Origin of the sequence: Streptomyces sp. NPDC052020 (assembly GCF_040680575.1) — a bacterium.
In the GTDB taxonomy this organism is placed as follows: domain Bacteria; phylum Actinomycetota; class Actinomycetes; order Streptomycetales; family Streptomycetaceae; genus Streptomyces.
Window position 1 is genome coordinate 1 of record NZ_JBFAWY010000001.1, and the last position, 24683, is coordinate 24683.

A 24683-nucleotide genomic window follows, 5' to 3' on the forward strand; every position below is an offset into this window, starting at 1 on the left:
CGGCTTCACCGTCGACGTGGCGCCGATCGGCGACGTGAAGTGGGTCGAGATCGACAACCACGACGACCTCGCCAAGGGCAGGGAGATCGCGTGCCGCTACTGACGCGGCTCATCCCGTCGCCGGTCGTCGTCGACATCCGCCCGGGCGCCCTCGACGACCTGACGAGCGTCCTCGCCGACCAGCGGATCTCCCAGTCCGGACGGCTCGCCGTCGCGGTCAGCGGGGGGTCCGGGGCGCGGCTGCGCGAGCGGCTGGCGCCGGCCCTGCCGGGGGCCGAGTGGTTCGAGGTCGGCGGCGGGACCATCGACGACGCGGTGCGGCTGGCCGACGCGATGAAGGGCGGCCGGTACGACGCGGTCGTCGGGCTCGGCGGCGGCAAGGTCATCGACTGCGCCAAGTACTCCGCGGCGCGCGTCGGGCTGCCCATGGTCGCCGTGGCCACCAACCTCTCCCACGACGGCATCTGCTCGCCGGTGTCGATCCTGGACAACGACGCCGGCCGCGGCTCGTACGGCGTGCCCACGCCCATCGCGATCCTGGTCGACCTCGCGGTGATCCGCCAGGCACCGATCCGCTTCGTGCGGTCCGGCATCGGCGACGCCGTCTCCAACATCTCCGCCGTCGCCGACTGGGAGCTGGCGCACCGGGTGAGCGGCGAGAAGGTCGACGGCCTGGCCGCCGCCATGGCCCGCCAGGCCGGCGAGGCCGTGCTGCGCCATCCCGGCGGCTGCGGCGACGACGGGTTCCTGACCGTGCTGACCGAGGGGCTGGTGCTGTCGGGCATCGCCATGTCGATCGCGGGGCACACCCGCCCCTCGTCCGGGGCCTGCCACGAGATCAGCCACGCGCTCGATCTGCTGTACCCCAAGCGGGCGGCCAGCCACGGCGAGCAGGTGGGGCTCGGCGCCGCCTTCGCGACGCACCTGTGGGGCGACCACGAGGGCTCCCGGCTGATGGCCCGCGTGCTGCGGCGGCACGGTCTGCCGGTCCTCGCCGAGGAGATCGGGTTCGGCGACGACGAGTTCGTCCGGGCCGTGGAGTTCGCCCCGCGGACCCGCCCGGGCCGCTACACCATCCTGGAGCACCTGGAGCTGTCGCCGGCGCGGATCCGGGAGGCGTACGCCGACTACGCCGCGTCGGTCGCCGACTGAGCCGCGAGAGCCCGGTTTGACCCCCGTGGGGCGGGCCCCGTAACCTTGACCGTCGGCGTGTCCACTGACATGCCACATCCCCGTAAACCTCTTCCTCCCGGACACAGGGCTGGCCGGGAGAGGCCGTCCGTCAATCCGGGCGGCTGGCCTGCGGGGGTGCCGTTTCCCGAGCGTAGAGAGAGAGTTCCGCGTGTACGCGATCGTGCGCAGCGGTGGTCGGCAGCACAAGGTTGCTGTCGGCGACATCGTCGAGGTTGACAAGATTTCCACCGCCAAGGTCGGCGACACGGTCGAGCTCTCGACCCTGCTGCTCGTCGACGGCGACTCCGTGACCAGCGACCCGTGGGTGCTGGCCGGCATCAAGGTCCAGGCCGAGGTCGTGGACCACCACAAGGGCCAGAAGATCGACATTCTGCGCTACAAGAACAAGACCGGCTACCGTCGTCGTCAGGGCCACCGCCAGCAGTACACGGCGATCAAGGTCACTGAGATCCCCACGGCTGCGAAGTAAGGGACTGAGAACAGATGGCACACAAGAAGGGCGCATCGTCCACCCGGAACGGTCGCGACTCCAACGCCCAGCGGCTCGGCGTGAAGCGCTTCGGCGGTCAGGTCGTCAACGCGGGTGAGATCCTGGTCCGCCAGCGCGGCACGCACTTCCACCCGGGCTCCGGCGTCGGCCGTGGCGGCGACGACACGCTGTTCGCCCTCCAGGCCGGTTCGGTGCAGTTCGGCACCCACCGTGGCCGCAAGGTCGTGAACATCGTTCCGGTCGCCTGAATCGCCTGACGGGCGTTTCGACCGAGCGTTTCGAGAGGCGGACCTCACTTCCCGTACGGGAAGCGGGTCCGCCTTTCGCGCGTTTCACCTACGCGCCCGTTTCATCTGCGCACCGCTTTTCACGCGCAGCGCACCGACACGCGCACCACACCGAAGAGACTTTCCCGCACTTCTCCCGGCTCCCGGCCGGGGCACCCCCAGGAGGCACCCACCATGACCACCTTCGTGGACCGCGTCGAACTCCACGTCGCCGCGGGTAACGGAGGCCACGGCTGTGCCTCCGTCCACCGTGAGAAGTTCAAGCCGCTGGGCGGCCCGGACGGCGGCAACGGCGGCCGCGGCGGCGATGTGATCCTCACCGTCGACCAGTCGGTGACCACGCTGCTGGAGTACCACCACTCCCCGCACCGCAAGGCCACCAACGGCAAGCCCGGCGAGGGCGGCAACCGCTCCGGCAAGGACGGCCAGGACCTCGTCCTGGCGGTCCCGGACGGCACCGTGGTCCTCGACAAGGCGGGCAACGTCCTCGCCGACCTGGTCGGGCACGGCACCTCGTACGTCGCCGCGCAGGGCGGCCGGGGCGGCCTGGGCAACGCGGCGCTGGCCTCCGCCCGGCGCAAGGCGCCCGGCTTCGCCCTGCTCGGCGAGCCCGGCGACGTGCGCGAGATCGTGCTGGAACTGAAGACCGTCGCCGACGTGGCGCTGGTGGGCTATCCGAGCGCCGGCAAGTCGTCGCTGATCTCCGTGCTCAGCGCCGCCAAGCCGAAGATCGCCGACTATCCGTTCACGACCCTGGTGCCGAACCTGGGCGTGGTGACGGCCGGCTCGACCGTCTACACGATCGCCGACGTCCCCGGCCTCATCCCCGGCGCCAGCCAGGGCAAGGGCCTGGGCCTGGAGTTCCTGCGGCACGTCGAGCGGTGCAGCGTGCTGGTGCACGTGCTGGACACGGCCACGCTGGAGTCCGACCGGGACCCCGTCTCCGACCTCGACGTGATCGAGGAGGAGCTGCGACAGTACGGCGGCCTCGACAACCGCCCGCGGCTCGTCGTCCTGAACAAGATCGACGTACCGGACGGCCGGGACCTGGCCGAGATGGTGCGCCCGGACCTCCAGGCGCGCGGTTACCGCGTCTTCGAGGTGTCGGCGGTCGCGCACACCGGGCTGAAGGAGCTGTCCTTCGCGCTGGCCGAACTGGTGGCCGCCGCGCGCGCCGCCAAGCCGAAGGAAGAGGCGACCCGGATCGTGATCCGGCCCAAGGCGGTCGACGACGCGGGCTTCACCGTCACGCGCGAGGAGGACGGCCTGTTCCGGGTGCGCGGCGAGAAGCCGGAGCGCTGGGTGCGGCAGACCGACTTCAACAACGACGAGGCCGTGGGGTACCTCGCCGACCGGCTCAACCGCCTCGGTGTCGAGGAGGAGCTGATGAAGGCCGGTGCCCGCAGCGGCGACGGCGTCGCCATCGGCCCCGAGGAGAACGCGGTCGTCTTCGACTGGGAACCGTCGGTGATGGCGGGAGCCGAGATGCTCGGCCGCCGCGGCGAGGACCACCGTCTGGAGGCTCCCCGCCCGGCCGCCCAGCGGCGCCGGGACCGGCAGGCCGAGCGGGACGAGGCGCAGCGGGAGTTCGACGACTTCGAGCCGTTCTAGGACAGACGGCTCTAGGACCGAGCGGGCGGCCGCCGCCCGCTCGCCGTACGTCTGGCCGCTCGCCGTACGTCTGGCCGCTCGCCGCACGTCTGGCGGGCGGCCGAGGCGGCGTCCGGGCCGTGGCCGCGCGGGACGGGCCCGGGCGCCGCGGCCGGTGACCGCCGTGGCTCGCATGTGTCTCAATCGTGACCGCCCGGTGAACAACGTTGTGCGGTCCGTCCACGTCTAATGTGCGGGGCCGCTCCCTGCCCGGCCGTGATTCGTTCCGCCGGCGCGGTGGGGAACCCGGGAGGGACCGGCCGGCACGACGACCGGTTCCCGGATCACGGCCAAGGACGGCGTCCGCACGCGGCGCCCTGGATGGGGATTGACTGTGAAGATTGCATTCCTGGTCCGCGACCTCTGCCACATGGGGGGCGTGGTGAGCGCGACCCAGAATCTCGCCGGCGCGCTCGCCGACCGGCACGACGTGGAGATCGTGGCGTTGCGCAAGGTGCGCGACGAGTCGTACTTCCCCCTCGACCCCAGGGTTTCGGTACGGGTGCTCAGCGATCTGCGCCCGCACTCGCCGGTCTCCGACCTGGACGACCCGCTGGTGGAGAAGTGGCCGCTGATCTACCCGCCCAACACCGGCGCGAAGAAGCCCGTCGTCAGCCGTCTGGCGGAACGGCGGCTGCTGGAGTACCTGGCCACCACGGACGCCGACGTCGTGGTCAGCTCCAGCCCGCGCAACACCATCATGCTGGCGCAGGCCCCGGGCACCTATCTCAAGGTGACCCAGGAGCACTCCATGCCGTCCATCTACGCCAAGGACATCAAGGAGCGGCTGTTCCCGGCCTATCTGTCCCTGGACGCCCTGACGGCGCTCACCCCCGAGGAGGTCGAGAGCATCGGGCGGCAGGTGCCCGCGGTGCGGGACCGGCTGGCGGTCATGCCGAACTGCGTGCCGGCCTCCCCGATCCGCTCCAAGGGCACCAACAAGGTCGTCGTCTGCGCCGGTCACCTCACCGACAACAAGAACCACGCCCTGCTGGTCGAGGCGTTCGCCAAGGTGCACGCCCAGGCGCCCGACTGGACGCTGCGGATCTACGGAAGCGGCGCCGAGAAGAACCGGCTGCGGGCCCGCATCGAGGAACTGGGCCTGTCCAACAGCATCCTGCTGATGGGGCAGACCGCCCCGGTCACGCCCGAGTTCGGCAAGGGGTCGATCTTCGTCCTGCCGTCCAAGCGGGAGGCGTTCGGCAACGTCATCGTCGAGGCCATGGCGGCCGGGCTGCCCGTGGTCAGCACCGACGCCGACCACGGCCCGCGCAACATCCTCACTCACGGCGAGGACGGGCTGCTCGTCCCGCGCGGTGACGTGGAGGAGATGGCCGGGGCGATCCTGCGGCTGGTCCAGGACGACGAACTGCGGCACAAGATGGCCGCCAACGCCGTGCGCGGCGCCGAGCGCTTCCACGAGACCGCCAGCCGGGAGCGCTTCGAGGCCATCCTGGAGCGGGCGTTCGCCCGCAAGGCGCTGCCCCGGCACGCCACCGCCCGGGTCGACGACCGGGGCAGTGTGCACATCGCGGTCGGCCCGCTGCCCGAGCGGGCCCGCGGCGCCGAGCTGGTGCTGCGCCGCGGCGGCAAGAACGCCGAGGAGCGCCGCTTCCCGCTGTCCGACACCGGCGAGGCGCTCGTCGCCTGGGACGCCGGGCTGCCGCACGGCACCTGGGAGGCGGCGCTGGCCTCCCCGACGGGCGCGGAGGTGCCGCTGACCACCGACGGCTACGGCTGCGACACCCGGGACCTGCTCGCCGTGGAGCTGCCCCGGCCGCACGGCCACCCGCTCGCGCTGCTGCTGCCGCACCGGCACGACAACGGCCGGCTGCGGGTGCGCAGCGCCCTGCGCGAGGTGCACGCCGAGGTCGGGCCGGTCCGCGTGGACGACCAGGCGGTCCGGCTGCGGGCGGACCTGTGGGGCGCGGCGCTGGGCCGGGGCGCGGTGGTGGAGGCCGTGCACCGGCGGGACAAGGAGCGGGTGCTCGCCTTCGAGGCGCGCGACGCCGGGGACGGCGCCTTCGAGACGGTCATCGACTGCGCGGTGCTCGCGCGGGAGCACGGCGAGGAGGACGAGAAGGAGGTCATCTGGGACTTCTGGATCCGTCCGGAGGAGGGGGCGCCGCGCGCCGCGCTGGCGAAGCTGGCCACCGACGTGCTCAAGCCGATCGACGTGTTCACCTTCCCCCGCCCGAAGCTCACCACCGGCTCCGTGCCCCGGCCGTCGGTGGTGCGCCGCGCCGCCCGCAAGGCCCGGCGCAGCCTGGGCGCGACGCCGGCCGCGCTGCCGCGGCCGGTCCGGACGGAGCTGCGGCCGTACTACACGGCGCTGAGCCAGTTCGCGGTGAAGACCGTACGGCTGTGACCCACCGCCGCGGCGTCTTCGGCGCCGCGGCACCACCACGACGACGGGCCGGGCCCCGGAGGACGCGTCCTCCGGGGCCCGGCCCGTTCCGGTCAGCGCCGCGGGGCGGTCACAGCTCCCGGCTCTGCTCCAGCATCCGGTCCACGACCCGCTTGGAGGCGTTGCCGTCGTCCAGGTCGCAGAAGAGGTGGTGGAAGCGTTCGAAGCGCTCCTGGTACTCGGCCGACACCTGGTCGATGTCGCGCAGCGCGTCGACCAGTTCCTTGGACGTGGAGATCAGCGGGCCGGGCGAGTCCTGCTCGAAGTCGAAGTAGAACCCGCGCAGGGTGTCCCGGTAGTGCTCCAGGTCGTAGGTGAAGAACAGCATCGGCCGCCGCAGGTGGGCGTAGTCGAACATGACCGACGAGTAGTCCGTGATCATGACGTCGGCGGCCAGGTAGAGGTCCGCGATGTCCGGGTACTCCGACACGTCCCACACGAACCCGTTGCCGGCGCCGGGCACCGCGTCGACGACGTTGGAGTGACGGCGGATGAGCAGCACATGGTCGTCGCCGAGCCGCTTCTGCGCGTCCTCCAGGTCGATCCGCAGGTCGAACAGGTACTGGCCGGCGCTGTGCGACAGGTCGTCCCGCCAGGTCGGCGCGTAGAGGACGACCTTCTTCCCCGCGGGCAGGCCGAGCTGCTTCTTCACGCGCTCGGCGATGCGGTCCTTGTCGGGGGAGTACAGGTAGTCGTTGCGCGGGTAGCCCGCCTCCAGGATCTCGCCGTCGTAGGAGAAGGCGCGCTTGAGGATGGGCGTGCTGAAGCGGTTGGAGGAGACCACCAGGCTCCACTGCTTCGCCTCCAGCGCCAGCTTCTCCTGGTAGCGGCGGTCGAAGTGCAGCGTGTCGATGTCGTGGCCGATCTTCTTCAGCATCGTGCCGTGCCAGGTCTGCACGATGACCTGGCCCGGGCGCCGCTCGATCCAGTCCGGCAGGTGGCCGTTGGTGACGATGTAACGGCTGGTGGCGAGCGCCTCGTACCACTCGGTGCCCCACATCCGCACCCGCTCGACGCCCTCGGGCAGGATGACCTGCCCGTCACGGACCGCCCACAGGTGCTTGAGGTCCGAGCCGCGGCGGACCAGCTCGTGGTACATCGCCTTCGGGCTGTCGGAGAACTGCTTGCCGTTGTAGCTGAGGTAGAAGACCTGGTCGCGCAGGGGCTCGCGGCGCAGGGGCTGGTACAGCTCGCGGCGCAGCTGCTTCTGCCGGAACGGGCCGCGCTCCAGGTCGCTCAGCTCCGAGCGGCAGTTGAGCTGGGGGAAGTCGGCCCAGCGGTTCTCCAGCCAGTAGCGGCGCCCGTTCAGCTCGGCGCGCAGCGGGAACTGCGGCGCCGCCAGCCGGTCGGTGACGAAGGGCACGTCGGGCGCGCCGTCCTCCGGGCGCAGCCACAGGTTCCAGCGGCCCGCGCGCAGCGGCACGTTGCCCTCGCCGCCGAGGGCCGACGGGTCGAAGGCGACCTCGAAGCGGCCGTCCTCGAACCAGCGGGCCTCGACGAAGCGCTCCTCGAAGCGGTTGCGGGGCTTGAGCAGGAACCGGGCGCCGGTGAGCCGGGGGTCGGTGTGCGCGGCGATGGTGATGCGGCCGTCCTCGACGCCGACCCGGTCGATGGTGGCGCGGCGGGTGCGGCCGGCGAACTTCAGGTAGCCGGTGTGGCCCGCGACGATGGCCAGCTCGCCCAGCTCGGCCCGCTCGCCCAGGGAGGCGGGCAGGTTGAAGCGGGCGTCGGGCAGGCCCTCCTGGAGCACGGTGCTGAACTGGCGCTCGGCGCCCTGCGGGTCCCGGGCGATCAGCGCGGTGGACCAGGTGCGGTTCTCCGGCTGCGCCTTGGCGTCGACGCCCTCGTGGAAGACCAGCGCCACGTCGGCCACCGGGACCTCCACCGAGAACCGCCGGGTGCCGCCCTCGTCGGTCACGGTCACCGGGTACTCGTGGACGTCGGCGCCCTTCTGGTTGCGCACCCGCAGCACCACGTCCTCGCCGGCGGCGAGGGGCACCCGGATCTCGCCGGTGACGACGATCCGGTCGCCCTCCACGGTGCGCCCGGTGATCAGCGCCCGGACCCGCTCAATGCGGATCTTGAGCGCGCCGCGCTCGACGGAGGGCAGCAGCCGGAAGTCGGGGCTGAGCCAGGTGTACGGCGGGAAGTTGCAGGCGGCGCCGCCGCTGGACTGCACGGCGGCGCGGCGCATCAGGCCGGAGGCGTACAGGCCGAGGCCCACGTGCCACAGGCCCTCCTGCCACTCGCCGCCCTTGCGCAGCTTCGCCGGGTCGATGGTGACTTCCCAGCCGGCCCAGTCGTAGTTGTAGCGGTCCTGGCCGGAGTTGGTGGTGCACTCGGGGCGGTGGACGTTGCGGGCGGGCAGCAGGATGCGGCGGCGGGACTTGTCCTTGCGCAGCTGGAGCACCTTGACCGAGGAGTGCTTCGACGGCAGGTCGATCTTGTCGATCCAGGCGTTGCCGGACAGCACGAGCTTGCCCTCGGACCAGGTCACGTCCTGGAGCGGGGCGCGCATCCGCAGGTCCTGGTCGATGCGCAGCGCCTTGCGCGGGAAGTCCAGGTCGGAGTCGGCCAGCGAGGGGAAGGAGGCGTACTTGCGGACCAGGCCGCTGACCTCCACGGCCTCCTTGCGCCGCTGGCCGGCGAGGAGGGCGATCAGCTCGTCCAGCTTGTGCTTGCGCACCAGCAGCCACTGCACGCGCAGCTGGGCGGGGAGCGCCATGACGACCTTGGGGTCGATGCGGTCCAGGAAGCGGTTGGCCGAGCGCAGGAACTCGGCGCGGTACTCCTCGTCGCCGTCGGGCACCACGTTGAGGAAGAGCCGCAGGTCGTCCTTGAGGACGCGGGTGTCGTACTCCTCCTTGAGCCGGGCGAACATCTCACCGGGCTGCTCGGCCAGGAAGGCGCTGATCTCCAGCACGGAGGTGACCCGGTCGCGGACACCGGCCGGGTCGGTGCGGCGCTGGGTGATGGAGGGGGCGGACTCGCCCTCGCGCAGCCGCCAGTAGTAGCAGGGCTCGGAGATGACGTCGACGGCGTCGGCGAGGTAGTGGGCCCGCATCGTGACGGGCGTGTCCTCGTACAGTCGGCCCTCGGGGAAGGCGAAGCCGTGCTTCTCCCAGAACGTGCGGCGGAATACCTTGTTGCAGGCGATCCGGTCGGCGACGAGCTTGCCGTACTGGGAGATGTGGGTGGCGCGGCGGGCCTCGCCTGCGAGCATCCTCAGCAGCGGCACCTGCCAGGTCTTCTCGCCCTTGAGGTGGAAGACGTTGCCGGTGGCGAAGTCCGAGCCGGACTCGTCGAGGCTGGTCACCATCAGCCGGTAGGCGTCCGGTGGGATCAGGTCGTCGCTGTCGACGAAGGTGACGTACTCCGCCTGCGGGGACAGGTGTTCCAGGCCCGTGTTGCGGGCGGCGCCCAGGCCGCCGTTCTCCTTGCGTATCAGCTTGAAGCGCGGGTCGCGCTCGGCGTACGCGGCGGCTATGGAGGCGGAGTCGTCGGGTGAACCGTCGTCCACCATCAGGACCTCGAAGTCGCGGAAGGTCTGGGCTGCCAGCGAGTCCAGGCAGGCCGGCAGATAGCGCTCCACGTCGTAGATGGGGACGATGACACTGAGCCGAGGGGCCATGGCTTGGTGGTCTCCTTTCGGGGTCAGGCCCGCTCGACCGGTTCGAGCGCCTGGGCGGGGGTCGGGGCGTGGGGCCGTTCGCCGAACGGGACGAACGGCAGCGGGGTCTGTTCACCGAGGAAGACGCGCCGGACGACGCGTTCGGCTGCGTGCCCGTCGTCGAATTCGCAGAAACGCCTGCGGAAGGCGTCCCGGCGCCCGGCCGCGTCCCGGCTGTCGTAGTCACCCGACCCGAGCAGCCTGATCAGCTCCGCCTGCGAGGTGGCCACCGCGCCGGGCGGCTCCTGGAGGAGATCGAAGTAGGTGCCGCGCACGGCGGAGTAGATGTCCCAGTCGGGCGCGTAGACGATGATCGGGCGGTCCAGGACGGCGTAGTCGAACATCGCCGAGGAGTAGTCGGTGATCAGCGCGTCGGCGGCGAGGTAGAGCTCCTCCACCCGCGGGTGCCCGGAGACGTCGACGATCCGGCCGCTGCGGCGCAGTTCGGCGATGTGCGGGGAGTTGCCGTAGAAGTAGTGGCCGCGCAGCAGCAGGGTGGCGTCGGGCCCGAGTTCCTCCGCCAGCCGGGCCAGGTCCAGGCCGGGGGTGAAGCCGGGCTGGTACTCGCGGTGGGTCGGCATGTAGAGGAACGCCTTGGCGCCGTCGGCGAGGCCGAGGGCCGCACGGGCCCGGCGGACCTCCTCGGCGCCGGCGTTGACCAGGACGTCGTTGCGCGGGTAGCCGGTCTCCAGCGAGACGTAGGAGCAGGGGTAGACCCGCTCCCATATCGCGGTCGAGAAGCGGTTGGAGCTGATGCTGTAGTCCCACCGGTCGCACCGCTCGAGCAGCTTCTCGAAGTCCATGTCGGTGGAGGCCGGGTACTTCCGCTGGTCCAGGCCCATCGTCTTCAGCGGCGTGCCGTGGTGGGTCTGCACGTGGATCTGCCCCTCGCGCTTGACCACGGCGTCGGCGAAGTTGACGTTGTTGACGAGGTACTTGGCGCGGGCCAGGGCCGCCCAGTACGCGCGCGAACCCACGCGGACGTACTCCACGCCCTTGGGCACCCGCTCCACCGCGTCCGGGCGGATGGCCCACACACGGCGCAGGTGCGGGGCGAGACGGGCCACCTCCGCGTCGATGGCCGCGGGGTTGCAGGAGACGCTGCGGCTCCAGTAGGCGGAGAACAGCACGAGGTTCTCGTCCAGCGGCAGCCGCAGCTGCGACTGGTAGTGGACGCCCATCGCGCCGCGCTTGGAGCGGTTGACGGCGTCGCGGGTGCGCTTCCTGACCGACTGGCGGAGCTTCACCGCGGTGGTGGCGCTCATCAGGGCCGCGTACGCGTCGCGCTCCAGCATCGTGTACTTGTGACCGCGCCCGCCGGCGGGCTTGTGGAAGTCCTTCGGCAGCCGGGCCCGGTAGTCGGCGGAGGCGCGGTGGAAGAACTCGGCGCGCGCCTCGCGCGGCAGCCGGCCGGGCCGCTCCAGCACGGTGAGGTAGTGGTCGACCATCTTGCGGAACAACGGGCCGCGCCACCGGTCGAGTTCCTCGTGCGCGTCGAGGAAGTCGAAGACGCGGCGGTACTGGTCGAAGACGTCGAAGTGCTTGCGGCTGACCGTCTTGAGGATGTTGCCGCCCTCGCGGCGCTGCCGGTACAGGACGCAGACGCGGTCCAGTACGGCGATCCGCCCGGCGCTGATCAGCGAGCAGAACGTCCAGGGGGCGTCCTCGTAGTACCCGGGCGGGAAGGTGAGGCCGGTGCGGGTGATGAAGTCGCGGCGGTACGCCTTGTTCCAGACGATCTGGAGCAGGTCGAGCAGTTGCGGGCGCTCGGCGAGGGAGAACACGTCCGGCCCGTCGCTCTTGAGCAGGTCCGCCCGCTGGTTGGGGCGGACCTGGCCGTCCCAGTAGGTGCGGGCGTAGTCGAAGACGAGTATCTCGGGGTCGCCGGTGGCCTCGAGGCGCTCGGATATCGCGGTCAGGGCGCCGTCGGACAGCGTGTCGTCGCTGTCCAGGAACAGCACGTATTCACCCTGGGCCTTTTCCAGTCCCGCGTTTCTCGCCCGCCCCAGCCCGACGTTCTCCGTGAGGTGAATCACATGAATCCGCGCGTCCCGCTGCGCGTACTCGTCGAGAATGGCCCCTGACCCGTCCGGCGAGCAGTCGTCGACGGCGATGATCTCGAAGTCCGTGTAGTCCTGGCCGAGCACGGAGTCAAGGCACTCGGGCAGGTAGCCCTGCACCTTGTACACAGGGACGACGAGAGAGAGTTTGGGCATCCTTACAACCTGTTCCGAGAACTGACCACGGTGCGCGGGCTGGGGTCGGAACGCGCTCCGAGCGCGGTGGACCGGGAGCGCGCCGCCGCATCAGCGTAAAGGATTCACATGAAGTTTCCGTGGGCACGGTAGCGGGTCCGCCAAGGGCCGCGAGTGACCGGAAGACCCGGAAAAAACCCGGAAATACGTGGGTGAATGAGCCGCTCCGCAGGGAGTGGAGAACTTGCTCACGTTGAGTCGACAGTGACCCGCTTTACAGTATTTTGTCCTGTGTGTCCGACTCGATTTTCCGGGGCGCACACACGAGTCTGCACCCAGTGACAACGACCTGGGAGGCATGAGGATGAGCTGGCTGGTCACGGGCGGAGCCGGGTACATCGGCGCACACGTGGTGCGTGCCATGGTGGCGGGCGGTGAACGCGTGGTCGTCTACGACGACCTGTCCACCGGCAGCGCCGACCGGGTGCCCGAGGGCGTGCCGCTGGTCGTCGGCAGCGTGCTGGACGCCTCCCTCCTCGCGCGGGCGTTTCGTGACCATGCTGTGACAGGCGTGGTCCACATCGCCGCCAAGAAGCAGGTGGGGGAGTCCGTGGAGCAGCCGCTCCACTACTACCGGGAGAACGTCACCGGCCTCCAGACCCTGCTGGAGGCCATGACGGAGGCGGGCGTCGGCAAGCTCGTCTTCTCCTCCTCCGCCGCGGTGTACGGCATGCCGGATGTGGAGCTCGTCACGGAGGACACCCCCTGCGCGCCGATGAGCCCCTACGGCGAGACCAAGCTGGTCGGCGAGTGGCTGATCGCCGCCGCCGCCCGCGCCCACGGCATCCGGGCCGCCGCCCTGCGCTACTTCAACGTGGCCGGCGCCGCCGAGCCCGCGCTGGCCGACGCCGGTGTCTTCAACCTCATCCCCATGGTCTTCGAGCGCCTGGAGGCCGGGGAGGCCCCCCGTATCTTCGGCGACGACTACGCCACGCCCGACGGCACCTGCGTACGCGACTACATCCACGTCGAGGACATCGCCTCCGCCCACCTCGCGGCGGCCCGGCGGCTGGGCGAGGCCGCCGACGGCACCTCCCTCGTCCTCAACATCGGGCGCGGCGAGGGCAGTTCCGTCCGCGAGATGGTCGACCGCATCCTCAAGGTGACCGGCCACGAGCACGTCACCCCGGAGGTGGCACCGCGCAGGCCCGGCGACCCGGCGCGCGTGGTCGCCTCCGCCGACCGCATCCGGCGCGAGCTCGACTGGTCGGCGCGCTACGGCCTGGACGACATGATCCAGTCGGCCTGGCGGGGCTGGCGGCACCTGCACGGCTGAGCCGGACCGGCGGCCGCGCCGCCGGCGTCCGGTACCTGAAACGGACGCGCGGCCCGGCGCCCGCCTCGCGTAGATTGCGAGGCGGGCGACAGGAGGCGTCGACGCCGTGATCGAGGGGAAAGAGCACAGGTGGCAGGGGCAAGGCAGGCCGTGAGCGAGGCTCGCAGGATCGTCGTCAAGGTCGGGTCCTCGTCACTGACCACCGCCGAGGGCGGGCTCGACGCCGACCGGGTCGACGCGCTCGTCGACGTCCTGGCGAAGGTCCGCGGCGGGGGAGAGCGGGAGATCGTCCTCGTCTCCTCCGGTGCCATCGCCGCCGGCCTCGCCCCGCTGGGCCTGCGCCGCCGCCCCCGGGACCTGGCCCGCCAGCAGGCCGCCGCCAGCGTCGGCCAGGGCCTGCTCGTGGCCCGCTACACCGCCTCCTTCGCCCGCTACGGCGTCCGGGTCGGCCAGGTGCTGCTCACCAGCGACGACATGAGCCGCCGCGCGCACCACCGCAACGCCTCGCGCACCCTGGACGAACTGCTCGCCATGGGCGCCTTCCCGGTCGTCAACGAGAACGACACCGTCGCCACCGACGAGATCCGCTTCGGCGACAACGACCGCCTCGCCGCCCTCGTCGCCCACCTGGTCCACGCCGACCTGCTGGTGCTGTTGTCGGACGTGGACGGCGTGTACGACGGCGACCCCGGCAAGCCGGGCACCACCCGGATCGCCGAGGTGCGGCGGCCGGAGGACCTCGCGCACGTCGAGATCGGCAGCGCCGGCAAGGCCGGGGTGGGCACCGGCGGCATGGTCACCAAGGTCGAGGCGGCCCGCATCGCCGCCGCCGCCGGCATCCCCGTGGTGCTGACCAGCGCGGTCCACGCGGCCGACGCCCTGACCGGCCAGGACACCGGCACCTACTTCCACCCCACCGGCAAGCGGTCCGCCGACCGGCTGCTGTGGCTCCAGCACGCCTCCACCCCGCAGGGGGCGCTCACCCTCGACGACGGGGCGGTGCGCGCGGTCGTCGAGGGCCGCAAATCGCTGCTGCCGGCGGGGATCGCCACCGTGGAGGGCGAGTTCAGCGCCGGGGACCCCGTCGAACTGCGGGACGGCGAGGGGCGCGCGGTGGCGCGGGGGCTCGTCAGCTTCGACGCCAAGGAGATCCCCCGGCTGATCGGCCGCTCGACGCGGGAGCTGGCCCGGGAGCTCGGACCGGCGTACGAACGAGAGGTCGTACACAGGGACGATTTGGTGATCCTGCACCCGTAAATGGGTCGAAACATCCCCGCACCGGTGGTGGACGTTCCGCAAAACCGCCCCGCGATCCGGCGCCGCCTGCTCAACTTTGTCCGGGGGGCCGAGTCCGCGCGACTTCGTCCCGGGAACCAGCCCGCGCGACCCTCGGGTCGACCTGTGCACGAAGGAGGCCGTCGTGAGACGAGTGCGCCCGGGGACGGCGACGTCCCCCGGTGGTGCCGGCTCCCGCGCGGCCGGGGAGGAGCGCGCCCTGACGAGCGTGGCGGCGGGGGACCGGTTCGAGCGCGAGGGGCCCGCCGAGCCCCCGCGCCTGTGGCACGTCACCCTGAGCGTCTCCGGCGCACGCGCCCCGCTGCCGGAGGTGCGGCGCGCCCTGGAACAGCTCGCGCACGACCATCCCTTCCTGCTGACCAGCAGATACGCCGACGACCACGCCGAGATCCGCTACTGGGAGGAGGCGCGCGACCTGCACGACGCCGCCGCCGTCGCGCTGCGCCTGTGGGGCGAGCACCGCCAGACCGCGGGCCTTCCGCCCTGGGAGATCGTCGGCCTGGAGGTCATCGACCGCGCGACCTACCACCAGCGCATCGCCGCGGGGTACGGGCCGGCCCCGGCGACCCCTGTCGGGGTTCACCCCTTTTGAGGCCGTCTCGCGCTGTGGGACGGCCGCCGGCCGGACCCGGCGCGCGCACTACGCTTCCCTCATGACCACGCTCTCGCCGTACGACTCGATGACCCCGGTCACCCAGGCCGCCTACCGCGCCAAGGCCGCCGCCGCCGACCTCGCGCCGCTGCCCCGGGCCGTGAAGGACGACGCGCTGCTCGCCATCGCGGACGCCCTGGAGGTCCGCACGAGCGAGATCGTCGAGGCCAACGCCCAGGACGTGGCCAGGGCCCGGGAGAACGGCACCAGCGAGGGCATGATCGACCGGCTCACCCTCACCCCGGAGCGGGTCCGCGCCATCGCCTCCGACGTGCGCGACGTGGCCGCGCTGCCCGACCCGGTCGGCGAGGTGGTGCGCGGCTCCACCCTGCCCAACGGCATCGACCTGCGCCAGGTCCGCGTCCCGCTCGGCGTCGTCGGCATCATCTACGAGGGGCGGCCCAACGTCACCGTCGACGCCGCCGCCCTGTGCCTGAAGTCCGGCAACGCCGTTCTGCTGCGCGGCTCCTCCTCGGCGTACCGGTCGAACACCGCGCTGGTGCGGGTCCTGCGGGACGCGGTCGGCGGCGCCGGGCTGCCCGCCGACGCCGTCCAGCTCGTGCCCGGCGAGAGCCGCGAGAGCGTGCGCGAGCTGATGCGCGCCCGCGGCCTGGTCGACGTGCTCATCCCGCGCGGCGGCGCCTCGCTGATCAACACCGTCGTCCAGGAGTCCGTCGTCCCCGTCATCGAGACCGGCACCGGCAACTGCCACGTGTACGTCGACGCGCGGGCCGACCTCGACATGGCCGTCGAGATCCTGATCAACTCCAAGGCCCAGCGGGTCGGCGTCTGCAACGCCGCCGAGACCCTCCTCGTCCACCAGGACATCGCCCCCGAGTTCCTGCCCCGCGCCCTGGACGCCCTGGCCGACGCCGGGGTCACCGTGCACGCCGACGAGCGCGTGATGGCGTACGCGAAGGACTCCCGGGCGACGGTGGTCGAGGCCACCGCGGAGGACTGGGAGACGGAGTACCTGTCGTACGACATCGCCGCCGCGGTCGTCGACTCCCTCGACAAGGCCGTCGAGCACATCCGGCTGTGGACCTCCGGCCACACCGAGGCCATCGTCACCACCTCCCAGCAGGCCGCCCGCCGCTTCACCCAGCTGGTCGACTCCACGACGGTCGCGGTCAACGCCTCCACCCGCTTCACCGACGGCGGCCAGTTCGGCTTCGGCGCCGAGATCGGCATCTCCACGCAGAAGCTGCACGCCCGCGGACCGATGGGGCTGCCGGAGCTCACCAGCACCAAGTACATCGTCACCGGCGACGGGCACACCCGGCGCTGAGCGGCGGACGGCCCGGCGGCGCCCGCCGGACGCGGGTGCCGTCTCGCCCTCCGGACGAATTTCCATACCGTCTGCCCAAATTGACCCCTCCGGTCTACTCTGGATCCGTGCCGGAGGACGTGGGGGGCACGCCGTTCCCTGACGGCTGGGACGGCCGGGAGCCCGACAGCGACCCTGACCGCGGAGCGTGGGACGAAGAGTTCGCCTCCGTGGTCTTCGACGAGGCGTTCGTACGGGCGGCCGCGGTGCACGAGCCGACCGCCGTCGAACGTCTCCTGGCCGCCGCCCAGGCGAGAGCCGAGGCCGCCGAGACGGAGGCCCGCCGCGCTCACCCCGGAGGCGAGCGGTACGACGACGGATCCGACGGGTACGGAGGCTTCGGCCACGCGCCCGGCCTCGGTGCCCCGGACGGCGGCGGCGACGCCCTCGACGGCCCCCGCGGCCCCGCGAGGACGTACGGCAAGCAGCTGCGCTGGCACCGCCCCGTCGCCTGGGTGCTCGCCCTCGTCATGGGCATCGGCATGGTCGCGCTGGCCTTCACGGCGGTTTACCGGGGCGGATCCTCGGGCGGCGACCGCGAGCAGACCCCGCCGCCCGCCTCGACCAGCCCGGAGCAGGGCGACGCGGCGACCCCCCCGGCCTCCGCCGAGCACCCCCCGACGGCCGTCCCGGTGATCCCGCACAGCCCCTGAGGGGCGCCCCGGGGCAGCCGGCGATCCGGCCGCGGGAGTGTCCGAACTTGGCGTACGGCAGCGCGTTTACCGGGGCTCGCGCCGACCTACCCTGAAGGTATGGGAGGGCCTGGAGACCCGCCTGAGGGGACACCCGAGGGCATCCCCGGAGGTGGCGAGGACGAGTACCGGTCCGTCGTCTTCGACGAGTCCTTCGTCCGGGCTGCCCGCCTCCAGGAGTACTCCGCCCAGGAGCGCATGGCCGACCACACGCCCGCCGTGCGCCGCCGCCCGCCGCTGCGCCGGCCCGGGCTGCCCCGGCAGGCCCTCGTCCTCGTCGTGCTGATCGCGATCGCCTTCGGCACCGCCGTCTTCATGGGCCTGCGCCACCCGTACCAGACGCCCGCCGCCCAGGAGCCCGCCGAGCCGCTGCGCATGACCGTCGTCCCGCTCGCCCCGCAGGGCCGGGTGCCCGGCACCGCCGATACCGCCCGCCTGTTCGAGCGGAGTCCCGCCGCGGGATTCCGCGTGGGCGCCGAGGGCGTCCCGCTGCCGGCCGCTCGGCGCACCGCGCACTTCTCCGACGGCCAGGTGCTCAGCGCCCTGACCACCGCGAAGGACTACATCGTGCGCTCCGGGCTCGACCCGGAGGTGCTCGGCGGCGGGCCGGTCCGCTCCGTGCGGGTCCTGCTCGACCCCGACCAGCAGGAACAGTTCGACGCGAGCTTCAAGAGCCCCGCCGCCGACGGCCGGCACGCGCCCACGGGCTGGCTGGTGCGGTTCGACCCCGCCCGCGCCGAGCTCGCCGACCCCGGGATCCGGGCGCACGGCACGCTGCGGGTGGCCGAGACCGACTCCGCCACCCTGGAGGTCACCGCCGACCACACCTTCGTCTACGCGCTGCGGTCCGCCGGGCGGGACGACCGGGCCGAGGTGTCCCTGTTCACCGTCCGGCGCGAGCTGCACTTCCGCTTCGACCGGGACGACCTGCGCCTCCACCAGGCCGAGCTCGTCCTGTCCACCCTCCAGGCCGGGCCGCTGTCGTGCGCCGAGGACTCCGCGAGCCATCTGCGCCCGCTGCTCGCCGGCCAGACCGCCGGGGACGGCGCCCCGGCCGGGACCGACCCCTACGTCACGGGCGGCGCCACGGCCCTGTGCGGAACGCTGGCGGCGGGCGCGCAGCCGAAGGTGTGACCACGAGGGGCGCTGCGGCGGGCGGTGCCGCGCCCCTCGTGGTCACTCCCCGTCGCGGCGGTCAGTCCTCCTCGCGCGGCGGCCGGCCGCCCGGGGTCCCGCCGTCGCCCGGGGCCTTTGGTCCCGCGGCCTCCCCCGGCCCGCCCGGGGACTTCGGCGGGCGCGGCTGGGAGCCGGTGAAGCCGCCGAAGCCGCGCCGCACCCGCTCGCCGAGGTCCCCCGCGCCGCCGGCGAGGTCGTTCACCAGCTTCATCAGCGGGTCCTTCGAGCCGCGCACCTGCGTGGCGTAGCTGGACGCCGACTCCCGGAAGGAGTCCCGGACCGAGGTGTCCCCGTCCTCGCCGCGCCGCGGGTAATGGCCGTCCATGAGCCGCTGGTAGTCGCGGGAGGCGGCCCACTTCTTCAGCTCGGCGGCCCGCACGGTGGTGAACGGGTGGGACCGCGGCAGCACGTTGAGGATCTTCAGCACGGAGTCGCGCAGATCGCCGCCGGCCTCGTACTCGTCGGCCTGCTCCAGGAAGGCGTCGACGTTCATCTCGTGCAGATGGTTCCCGCCCGCGATCTTCATCAGGCCGCGCATGGATGCCTGGAGGTCCTGGCCGGCCAGGAGACCCGCGCGGTCGGCGGACAGCTCCGACTTGCGGAACCACTCCCGCAGCGCGGTCACGATCGCCATGATCGCGACGTTGCCGAGCGGGATCCAGGCGACCCGGACCGCGAGGCTGGTGAGGAAGAGCAGAACGGTCCGGTACACCGCGTGGCCGGACAGCGCGTGCCCGACCTCGTGGCCGACGACGGCCCGCATCTCCTCCTCGTCGAGCAGCTCCACCAGCCCGGTGGTGACGACGATGATCGGCTCGTCCAGGCCGACGCACATCGCGTTCGGGTTCGGGTCCTGGTTGACGTACATCGGCGGGACCTTCTCCAGGTCCAGGATGTAGCAGGCGTCCCGCAGCATGTCGTTCAGATGGGAGAACTGCCGGTCCGAGACCCGCACGGAGTCGGACAGGAACAGCAGCCTCAGGCTCCGCTCCGGCAGCAGGCCGCTGAGCGCCTTGAAGACCGTGTCGAAACCGCTCAGCTTGCGCAGCGCCACCAGGGCACTGCGGTCGGCCGGATGCTCGTACGCACGCGAGGAGATCTCCGGGAAGCGCCTGCGCTGCCGGCCCGGCACCTTCTCCTGCCCGCTGTGCTGGTGGCCGTCGGACATGTCTTCCCCCATGCGTGTGTGTGAGGTCCTTTACGGACCCTTGTGCGGCCCTTTGTACCCCCGCGGCGGAGCCCAGCCTAGGCGGAGATACCGTGGACGGGCAGCACAGCGAAGGAGACCGCGTCATGGAGCACACCCCCCGCACCGCCTGGCTCGCCGAGGCCGCGCGCACGGCCGCCGAGCCGCAGGGAGCGGGAAATCTGCTCCGGGTCATCCTGATCGTGATGGTGGTGGGCTGTGTGCTGACCGCGTGGTTCCTGCTGCGGGGCTACAAGCGCAAGGACGACTGAGGCGTCCGGAAGGTTCCCCGGCCCCCGGGGCGGCCGGGGCGTGCGCGGGCGTCCCGGGGGCGGACGGGCGTCCCCAACGGCGGAGTCGGCGTGATCGCCCGCACGGCTCCCGCATACGATGAGCCGACGTCTTTATCCCGCCCACACCTGATAGGTCCTGCCGAAGATGAGCTTCCACAGCACCGCTGCCCAGCTGGTCACCCTCGCCGCCGAGGGCCAGGAGCACGGCGGCAACCACGAGAGCCTCAGCCCCTACCTCACCGGCGGCGCCGCCTTCGTCATCCTCATGCTCCTGCTGTGGATCACCACGCGCTTCAACCGCGACCGCTAGGGAGACGCCGGAGACACCCCTGAGGGCGGCCCCGGACCACCCGGACCCGGCCCCGGGATGCCGGGGAGCCCGGGGGAGGCCGGAGCCCTCGGACCGGGCCGGTAGGGTCTGCACGCATGGGAGAGCAGGACATGCCTACCGGTCCGGCGCACGACACGGCGAGCGGCGCACAGGAACGCCCGGCGCCCGGCCGCGCCGCCGGCCCCGGCAACGGCCCGTGGCGCACGGGCAAGCGCCGCCTCGGCGTCATGGGCGGCACTTTCGACCCGATCCACCACGGGCACCTGGTGGCGGCCAGCGAGGTCGCCGCGCAGTTCCACCTCGACGAGGTGGTGTTCGTCCCCACCGGCCAGCCGTGGCAGAAGAGCCACCGCAAGGTCTCCGCCGCCGAGGACCGCTACCTGATGACGGTCATCGCGACCGCCGAGAACCCGCAGTTCTCGGTGAGCCGCATCGACATCGACCGCGGCGGCCCCACCTACACCGTGGACACCCTGCGCGACCTGCGCGCCCTCAACCCCGACACGGACCTGTTCTTCATCACCGGCGCCGACGCGCTGGCGCAGATCCTGACCTGGCGCGACAGCGAGGAGCTGTTCTCCCTCGCGCACTTCATCGGCGTCACCCGCCCCGGCCACCATCTGACCGACGCCGGGCTCCCCAAGGGCGGCGTCTCCCTCGTCGAGGTCCCCGCCCTCGCCATCTCCTCCACGGACTGCCGTGCGAGAGTCGCCAAGGGCGACCCGGTCTGGTATCTGGTGCCCGACGGAGTCGTGCGCTACATCGACAAGCGCCAGCTCTACCGCGGCGACTGAGCCGAGAGGGGCACCGGTGAACGACCGATACGACGCGGGACACGGGGCGGACGGGGCCGCCCCGTACGAGTTCGTCGGTTACGACGAGTACGGCCAGCCCGTGTACCGCCAGGCCCCGGTGCGGCAGGACACGCACCAGCAGCCCTACGACCCGTACGACCCGTACAGCGGGTACGGCCAGCAGGGGCAGCAGGGGCAGCAGAGCCACGCCTACGACCCGTACGCCCCGGGCGGCGGGCAGTCCGCCCCGGCGTACGGCGCCCCCGACGCCGCCGGCCAGGACACGGGCCCACAACCGCCCGTGCCCTCGTACGGCTCCTCCTACGACCCGTACGACCCCTACGGCGCCGCCGCCCACCAGGGCGCCGCGGGCGGGCAGCCGTACGACCCCTACGGGCAGCCCGCGGCCGGCGGGACGCAGGCACGCGTCACCGAGCAGAGCGCCTACATCCCGCAGCAGGCCGGCCCGCCCGACGAACCGGAGCCCGCCACCGGGAGCGAAGGGGACTACCGCACCGAGCAGTTCGCCTTCGTCGAGGAGCCGGACGGCGACTCCGAGGACGTCATCGACTGGCTGAAGTTCACCGAGAACCGCACCGAGCGCCGGGAGGAGGCCCGCCGCCGCGCACGCGCGCGCCTGATCGCGCTCGCCGCCGTCCTGGCCCTGCTCGCGGTGGGCGGCGTGGGCTGGCTCTGGTACGCCGGCAAGCTCCCCGGGCTGTCGTCCTCGGACTCCGGGACCGGTACGACCGCGGCGGGCGCCCAGAAACGCGACGTGATCGTCGTCCATCTGCACGACACCAGGCAGGGCGGCACCACCACGGCGCTGCTCGTCGACAACGCCACCACCCGGCAGGGCACCACCGTCCTGCTGCCCAACTCCCTCACGCTGACCGGCGGCGACGGCACCACCACCACGCTCGCCAAGTCCGTCGAGGACGCCGGCGCCGACGGCACCCAGGACGCGCTCGACGCGGTCCTCGGCACCTCCATCCAGGGCACCTGGCGGCTGGACACCCCCTACCTGCAGAACCTCGTCGACCTCGTCGGCAACATCGACATCGACACCGACGCCGACGTGCCCGACCCGGACTCCCGGAAGAAGGACCAGGGGCCGCTGGTCCACAAGGGCCGGAACCAGACCCTCAGCGGGAAGATGGCGGTCGCCTACGCCACCTACCGCGCCCCCGAGGAGTCCCCCAACGCCCAGCTGGAGCGGTTCGGCCAGGTCATGCAGGGCGTGCTGCGCAAGCTGTCCTCCGACCCGCAGGCCGCCACCGTCACCATCCAGACGCTGGCGCAGATCCTGGACCCGCCGCTCACCGACAAGGAGCTCGGCACCTTCCTCGCCGGTCTGGCCGACCTGGCCAAGGGCGGCGACTACAAGACGGCGCTGCTGCCCGTCCAGGACGACGGCACGCTCGGCGCCGAGGCGGGCGACAGCGTCGTCAAGGACATCCTGGGCGGCACCGCCAAGAGCCCCGACCAGGACTCCGCCGTGCGCGTCCTGGTGCAGAACGCGGGCGGCACGCGGGACGACGCCGACAAGGCCCGGATCGCCCTCCTCAACGGCGGCTTCACCTTCCTGGAGGGCGGCACCGCCTCCTCACGGACGGCGTCCCAGGTCCGCTACGCGGACGCCGCGGACAAGGAGAACGCCACCGAGGTCGCCAAGACCCTGGGCCTGCCGGCCGGGGCCGTCACCCAGGGCAAGGTCTCCTCGAACGCGGACGTCGCGGTGGTCCTCGGCGAGGACTACGACCCGTCGTCGTAGCGCCCGCGGGGCCGGGCGCCGCCGAGGTTCCGGAGCACCACCGGTCCCCGTGCGGGGCGCGTCGCACGCTCGCGCGTGACGCGCCCCGCACGGGGGCCGTCCCCTCGCGCCCCGCGCCCGTGACGCGTCCCACGCGGGGGCCGCCCCCTCGCGCCCCGGGCGCCGGCGGCGGTCCGTGAGACCCTGGAAGGCAAACCGACCGCCGACCGAAAGCCGTGCAGTGACCGCAACCGACCGCTCCCTGGAGCTCATCAACACCGCCGCGCAGGCGGCAGCCGACAAGCTCGCCCACGACGTCATCGCCTACGACGTCAGCGACGTGCTGTCGATCACGGACGCCTTCCTCCTCGCCTCGGCGCCCAACGACCGCCAGGTCAAGGCGATCGTCGACGAGATCGAGGAACGGCTCCTCAAGGAGCTCGGCGCCAAGCCCGTGCGCCGCGAGGGCGACCGCGAGGCCCGCTGGGTCCTGCTGGACTACGTCGACATCGTCGTCCACGTCCAGCACAGCGAGGAGCGCGTCTTCTACGCGCTGGAGCGGCTCTGGAAGGACTGCCCCGAGATCGAGCTGCCGGACGACGCCCGGGCCACCCGCGGCAAGGCCGAGGAGCACGCGCGGGCGCAGGCCGCCGCCGAGGAGGCCGCGGAGGCGGGCGGAGAGTGGCGGTGAGCGGCGCCGGCGCCGAGCCCGCCGGGCAGCAGGGCAGGGGCCGCCGCGTCATCCTGTGGCGGCACGGCCAGACCGCCTGGAACGTGGAGCGCCGCTTCCAGGGCACCACGGACATCGAGCTCACCGAGACCGGCGTCGCCCAGGCCCGCCGCGCCGCCCGGCTGCTCGCCGGCCTCAGGCCCGACGCGATCGTCGCCTCGGACCTGCGGCGGGCCGCGGACACCGCCCGCGAGCTGGCCGCCCTCACCGGCCTCGACGTGACCCTCGACGAGGGCCTGCGCGAGACCTACGCGGGCGTCTGGCAGGGCCTGACGCACGAGGAGATCATCGCCCGGCACGGTGAGGAGTACGCCGCGTGGAAGCGCGGCGAGCCGGTGCGCCGCGGCGGCGGCGAGCTGGAGACCGAGGTCGCCGACCGCGCCGCCCCCGTCGTCCTCCGGCACATCGAGAAGCTCCCCGAGGACGGCACGCTCGTCGTGGTCAGCCACGGCGGCACGATCCGCACGACCATCGGCCGCCTCATCGGCCTGGAACCGCGCAACTGGGAGAGCCTCGGCGGCCTGACCAACTGCTGCTGGTCGGTGCTGGGCGAGGGCGCCCGCGGCTGGCGGCTCCTCGAGCACAACGCCGGCACCCTCCCCGAGCCGGTGCTGGGCGACGACGACTGAGCGGCGCGCGACCGCTCCCGGGACCCGGATTTCACTTTCCGGCAGGTCACAGGCTAAAGTTCTTCTTGTTCGCCCCGCCGAGCGGGAAGAACACCAGGGGCTATAGCTCAGTTGGTAGAGCGCCTGCATGGCATGCAGGAGGTCAGGAGTTCAATTCTCCTTAGCTCCACAGCACACGGACGAATCCCGTCCCCTCCGGGGGGCGGGATTCTTCGTTCCCCCGCTTCGAGGCGCCTCTCGGCTCGGGGTGCCGGCCGCGCGGGCGCGCACCGCCACAGCCGCCGCCCCGGACGTCCCGTCCCGACCGCCGCCCGGGATGTCGTGACCGCACTGGTATCCAAGGCGTCGCTGACCGTATTGGCCTGGCCGTGGCAGAATCAAACGGCCGGAAGGGAGCGCGGCCCGACGGGAGGAGTAGCGATGCCTGCGAGCATCCTCGAGGAGGTCGATCACTTCCTCGACACCGCTGTGACGCACAACACGGTCACCCGCCTCAGCTGCCCTTCCTGCGGTTCCGCGCACGTGGCCCAAGTCCTCGGGGACAACGGCGGTATCTCGTACGTGTGCACGGCCTGCGGCCACAGCTGGAGCTGAT

The 24683-nt window shown here is 72.3% G+C and carries 21 protein-coding genes, 1 tRNA gene and 1 pseudogene; 20 read left to right on the forward strand and 3 right to left on the reverse strand.

Going from position 1 to position 24683, the window contains the following annotated elements; translation table 11 throughout:
- From AB0L74_RS00005 to AB0L74_RS00030, 6 genes and pseudogenes are all read left to right on the forward strand, one after another.
- A pseudogene (locus AB0L74_RS00005) lies at positions 1-103 on the forward strand (phosphocholine cytidylyltransferase family protein); the annotation flags it as partial.
- Entirely contained in the window at positions 91-1152 is a 1062-nt protein-coding gene (locus tag AB0L74_RS00010; RefSeq protein WP_365643519.1) for an iron-containing alcohol dehydrogenase family protein, read from the forward strand. The pseudogene AB0L74_RS00005 and the gene AB0L74_RS00010, both read left to right, overlap by 13 nt.
- Positions 1153-1342: 190 nt before the next feature.
- Positions 1343-1663 (forward strand): 50S ribosomal protein L21, encoded by a 321-nt coding sequence (gene rplU, locus AB0L74_RS00015; protein WP_164391257.1) that lies wholly within the window; start codon positions 1343-1345, stop codon positions 1661-1663.
- Between the two features lie 14 nt (positions 1664-1677).
- Positions 1678-1932 carry a 50S ribosomal protein L27 gene (rpmA, locus tag AB0L74_RS00020; RefSeq protein WP_029387501.1) on the forward strand — a complete coding sequence of 85 codons (255 nt, stop codon included), beginning with the start codon at positions 1678-1680 and terminating at the stop codon, positions 1930-1932.
- Positions 1933-2145: 213 nt separating this feature from the next.
- Positions 2146-3582 (forward strand): GTPase ObgE, encoded by a 1437-nt coding sequence (gene obgE, locus AB0L74_RS00025; protein ID WP_365643523.1) that lies wholly within the window; start codon positions 2146-2148, stop codon positions 3580-3582.
- 373 nt (positions 3583-3955) lie between these two features.
- Entirely contained in the window at positions 3956-5989 is a 2034-nt protein-coding gene (locus AB0L74_RS00030; RefSeq protein ID WP_365643526.1) for a glycosyltransferase family 4 protein, read from the forward strand.
- A 109-nt stretch (positions 5990-6098) separates the two neighbouring features.
- Here the strand turns inward: AB0L74_RS00030 and AB0L74_RS00035 are convergent, their stop codons facing one another.
- Both AB0L74_RS00035 and AB0L74_RS00040 read right to left on the reverse strand, forming a co-directional pair.
- On the reverse strand, positions 6099-9659 hold the full coding sequence (locus AB0L74_RS00035) for a CDP-glycerol glycerophosphotransferase family protein (RefSeq protein WP_365643529.1): 3561 nt from the start codon (positions 9657-9659) through the stop codon (positions 6099-6101).
- A gap of 23 nt (positions 9660-9682) precedes the next feature.
- Positions 9683-11914 (reverse strand): CDP-glycerol glycerophosphotransferase family protein, encoded by a 2232-nt coding sequence (locus tag AB0L74_RS00040; RefSeq protein WP_365643532.1) that lies wholly within the window; start codon positions 11912-11914, stop codon positions 9683-9685.
- 343 nt (positions 11915-12257) lie between these two features.
- On the opposite strand from AB0L74_RS00040, the gene galE reads away from it, so the two are divergent.
- The 6 genes from galE (at position 12258) to AB0L74_RS00070 (ending at position 18330) form a co-directional block, all read left to right on the forward strand.
- Positions 12258-13229 (forward strand): UDP-glucose 4-epimerase GalE, encoded by a 972-nt coding sequence (galE, locus tag AB0L74_RS00045; RefSeq protein WP_365643535.1) that lies wholly within the window; start codon positions 12258-12260, stop codon positions 13227-13229.
- Between the two features lie 129 nt (positions 13230-13358).
- Positions 13359-14486, forward strand: coding sequence for a glutamate 5-kinase (proB, locus tag AB0L74_RS00050; RefSeq protein WP_365643538.1), 1128 nt, complete (start codon positions 13359-13361; stop codon positions 14484-14486).
- A gap of 172 nt (positions 14487-14658) precedes the next feature.
- Positions 14659-15117, forward strand: coding sequence for a hypothetical protein (locus tag AB0L74_RS00055; protein ID WP_365644450.1), 459 nt, complete (start codon positions 14659-14661; stop codon positions 15115-15117).
- A gap of 61 nt (positions 15118-15178) precedes the next feature.
- Positions 15179-16465 carry a glutamate-5-semialdehyde dehydrogenase gene (locus AB0L74_RS00060; protein WP_365643541.1) on the forward strand — a complete coding sequence of 429 codons (1287 nt, stop codon included), beginning with the start codon at positions 15179-15181 and terminating at the stop codon, positions 16463-16465.
- An 80-nt stretch (positions 16466-16545) separates the two neighbouring features.
- On the forward strand, positions 16546-17157 hold the full coding sequence (locus tag AB0L74_RS00065; RefSeq protein ID WP_365643544.1) for a hypothetical protein: 612 nt from the start codon (positions 16546-16548) through the stop codon (positions 17155-17157).
- Positions 17158-17256: 99 nt separating this feature from the next.
- Entirely contained in the window at positions 17257-18330 is a 1074-nt protein-coding gene (locus AB0L74_RS00070) for a hypothetical protein (protein WP_365643546.1), read from the forward strand.
- Between the two features lie 61 nt (positions 18331-18391).
- Here the strand turns inward: AB0L74_RS00070 and AB0L74_RS00075 are convergent, their stop codons facing one another.
- On the reverse strand, positions 18392-19540 hold the full coding sequence (locus AB0L74_RS00075; protein ID WP_365644452.1) for a M48 family metallopeptidase: 1149 nt from the start codon (positions 19538-19540) through the stop codon (positions 18392-18394).
- Positions 19541-19665: 125 nt separating this feature from the next.
- On the opposite strand from AB0L74_RS00075, the gene AB0L74_RS00080 reads away from it, so the two are divergent.
- The 8 genes from AB0L74_RS00080 (at position 19666) to AB0L74_RS00115 (ending at position 24682) form a co-directional block, all read left to right on the forward strand.
- Entirely contained in the window at positions 19666-19830 is a 165-nt protein-coding gene (locus AB0L74_RS00080) for a hypothetical protein (RefSeq protein ID WP_365643549.1), read from the forward strand.
- Between the two features lie 166 nt (positions 19831-19996).
- Positions 19997-20161, forward strand: coding sequence for a hypothetical protein (locus AB0L74_RS00085; RefSeq protein ID WP_365643552.1), 165 nt, complete (start codon positions 19997-19999; stop codon positions 20159-20161).
- 116 nt (positions 20162-20277) lie between these two features.
- Entirely contained in the window at positions 20278-20976 is a 699-nt protein-coding gene (gene nadD / locus AB0L74_RS00090; protein WP_365643555.1) for a nicotinate-nucleotide adenylyltransferase, read from the forward strand.
- 16 nt (positions 20977-20992) lie between these two features.
- Complete coding sequence (locus tag AB0L74_RS00095; RefSeq protein WP_365643558.1) at positions 20993-22750, forward strand: LytR C-terminal domain-containing protein; 1758 nt, start codon at positions 20993-20995, stop codon at positions 22748-22750.
- 220 nt (positions 22751-22970) lie between these two features.
- Positions 22971-23420 carry a ribosome silencing factor gene (gene rsfS / locus AB0L74_RS00100; protein ID WP_365643561.1) on the forward strand — a complete coding sequence of 150 codons (450 nt, stop codon included), beginning with the start codon at positions 22971-22973 and terminating at the stop codon, positions 23418-23420.
- Positions 23411-24088, forward strand: coding sequence for a histidine phosphatase family protein (locus tag AB0L74_RS00105; protein WP_365643564.1), 678 nt, complete (start codon positions 23411-23413; stop codon positions 24086-24088). Before rsfS ends, AB0L74_RS00105 begins: the two co-directional genes overlap by 10 nt.
- 96 nt (positions 24089-24184) lie before the next feature.
- Positions 24185-24257: transfer RNA gene (locus tag AB0L74_RS00110), tRNA-Ala, on the forward strand.
- Between the two features lie 251 nt (positions 24258-24508).
- Entirely contained in the window at positions 24509-24682 is a 174-nt protein-coding gene (locus tag AB0L74_RS00115; RefSeq protein WP_365643567.1) for a hypothetical protein, read from the forward strand.
- Position 24683 lies beyond the last annotated feature (1 nt).

Coding starts and splice junctions, on each gene's coding strand:
- galE (WP_365643535.1), top strand. CDS start 12,258: ATGAGCTGGCTGGTCACGGGCGGAGCCGGGTACATCGGCGCACACGTG.
- AB0L74_RS00085 (WP_365643552.1), top strand. CDS start 19,997: ATGAGCTTCCACAGCACCGCTGCCCAGCTGGTCACCCTCGCCGCCGAG.
- AB0L74_RS00035 (WP_365643529.1), bottom strand. CDS start 9,659: ATGGCCCCTCGGCTCAGTGTCATCGTCCCCATCTACGACGTGGAGCGC.
- AB0L74_RS00080 (WP_365643549.1), top strand. CDS start 19,666: ATGGAGCACACCCCCCGCACCGCCTGGCTCGCCGAGGCCGCGCGCACG.
- AB0L74_RS00075 (WP_365644452.1), bottom strand. CDS start 19,540: ATGTCCGACGGCCACCAGCACAGCGGGCAGGAGAAGGTGCCGGGCCGG.
- AB0L74_RS00070 (WP_365643546.1), top strand. CDS start 17,257: ATGGGAGGGCCTGGAGACCCGCCTGAGGGGACACCCGAGGGCATCCCC.
- AB0L74_RS00060 (WP_365643541.1), top strand. CDS start 15,179: ATGACCACGCTCTCGCCGTACGACTCGATGACCCCGGTCACCCAGGCC.
- nadD (WP_365643555.1), top strand. CDS start 20,278: ATGGGAGAGCAGGACATGCCTACCGGTCCGGCGCACGACACGGCGAGC.
- obgE (WP_365643523.1), top strand. CDS start 2,146: ATGACCACCTTCGTGGACCGCGTCGAACTCCACGTCGCCGCGGGTAAC.
- rpmA (WP_029387501.1), top strand. CDS start 1,678: ATGGCACACAAGAAGGGCGCATCGTCCACCCGGAACGGTCGCGACTCC.
- AB0L74_RS00115 (WP_365643567.1), top strand. CDS start 24,509: ATGCCTGCGAGCATCCTCGAGGAGGTCGATCACTTCCTCGACACCGCT.
- AB0L74_RS00040 (WP_365643532.1), bottom strand. CDS start 11,914: ATGCCCAAACTCTCTCTCGTCGTCCCTGTGTACAAGGTGCAGGGCTAC.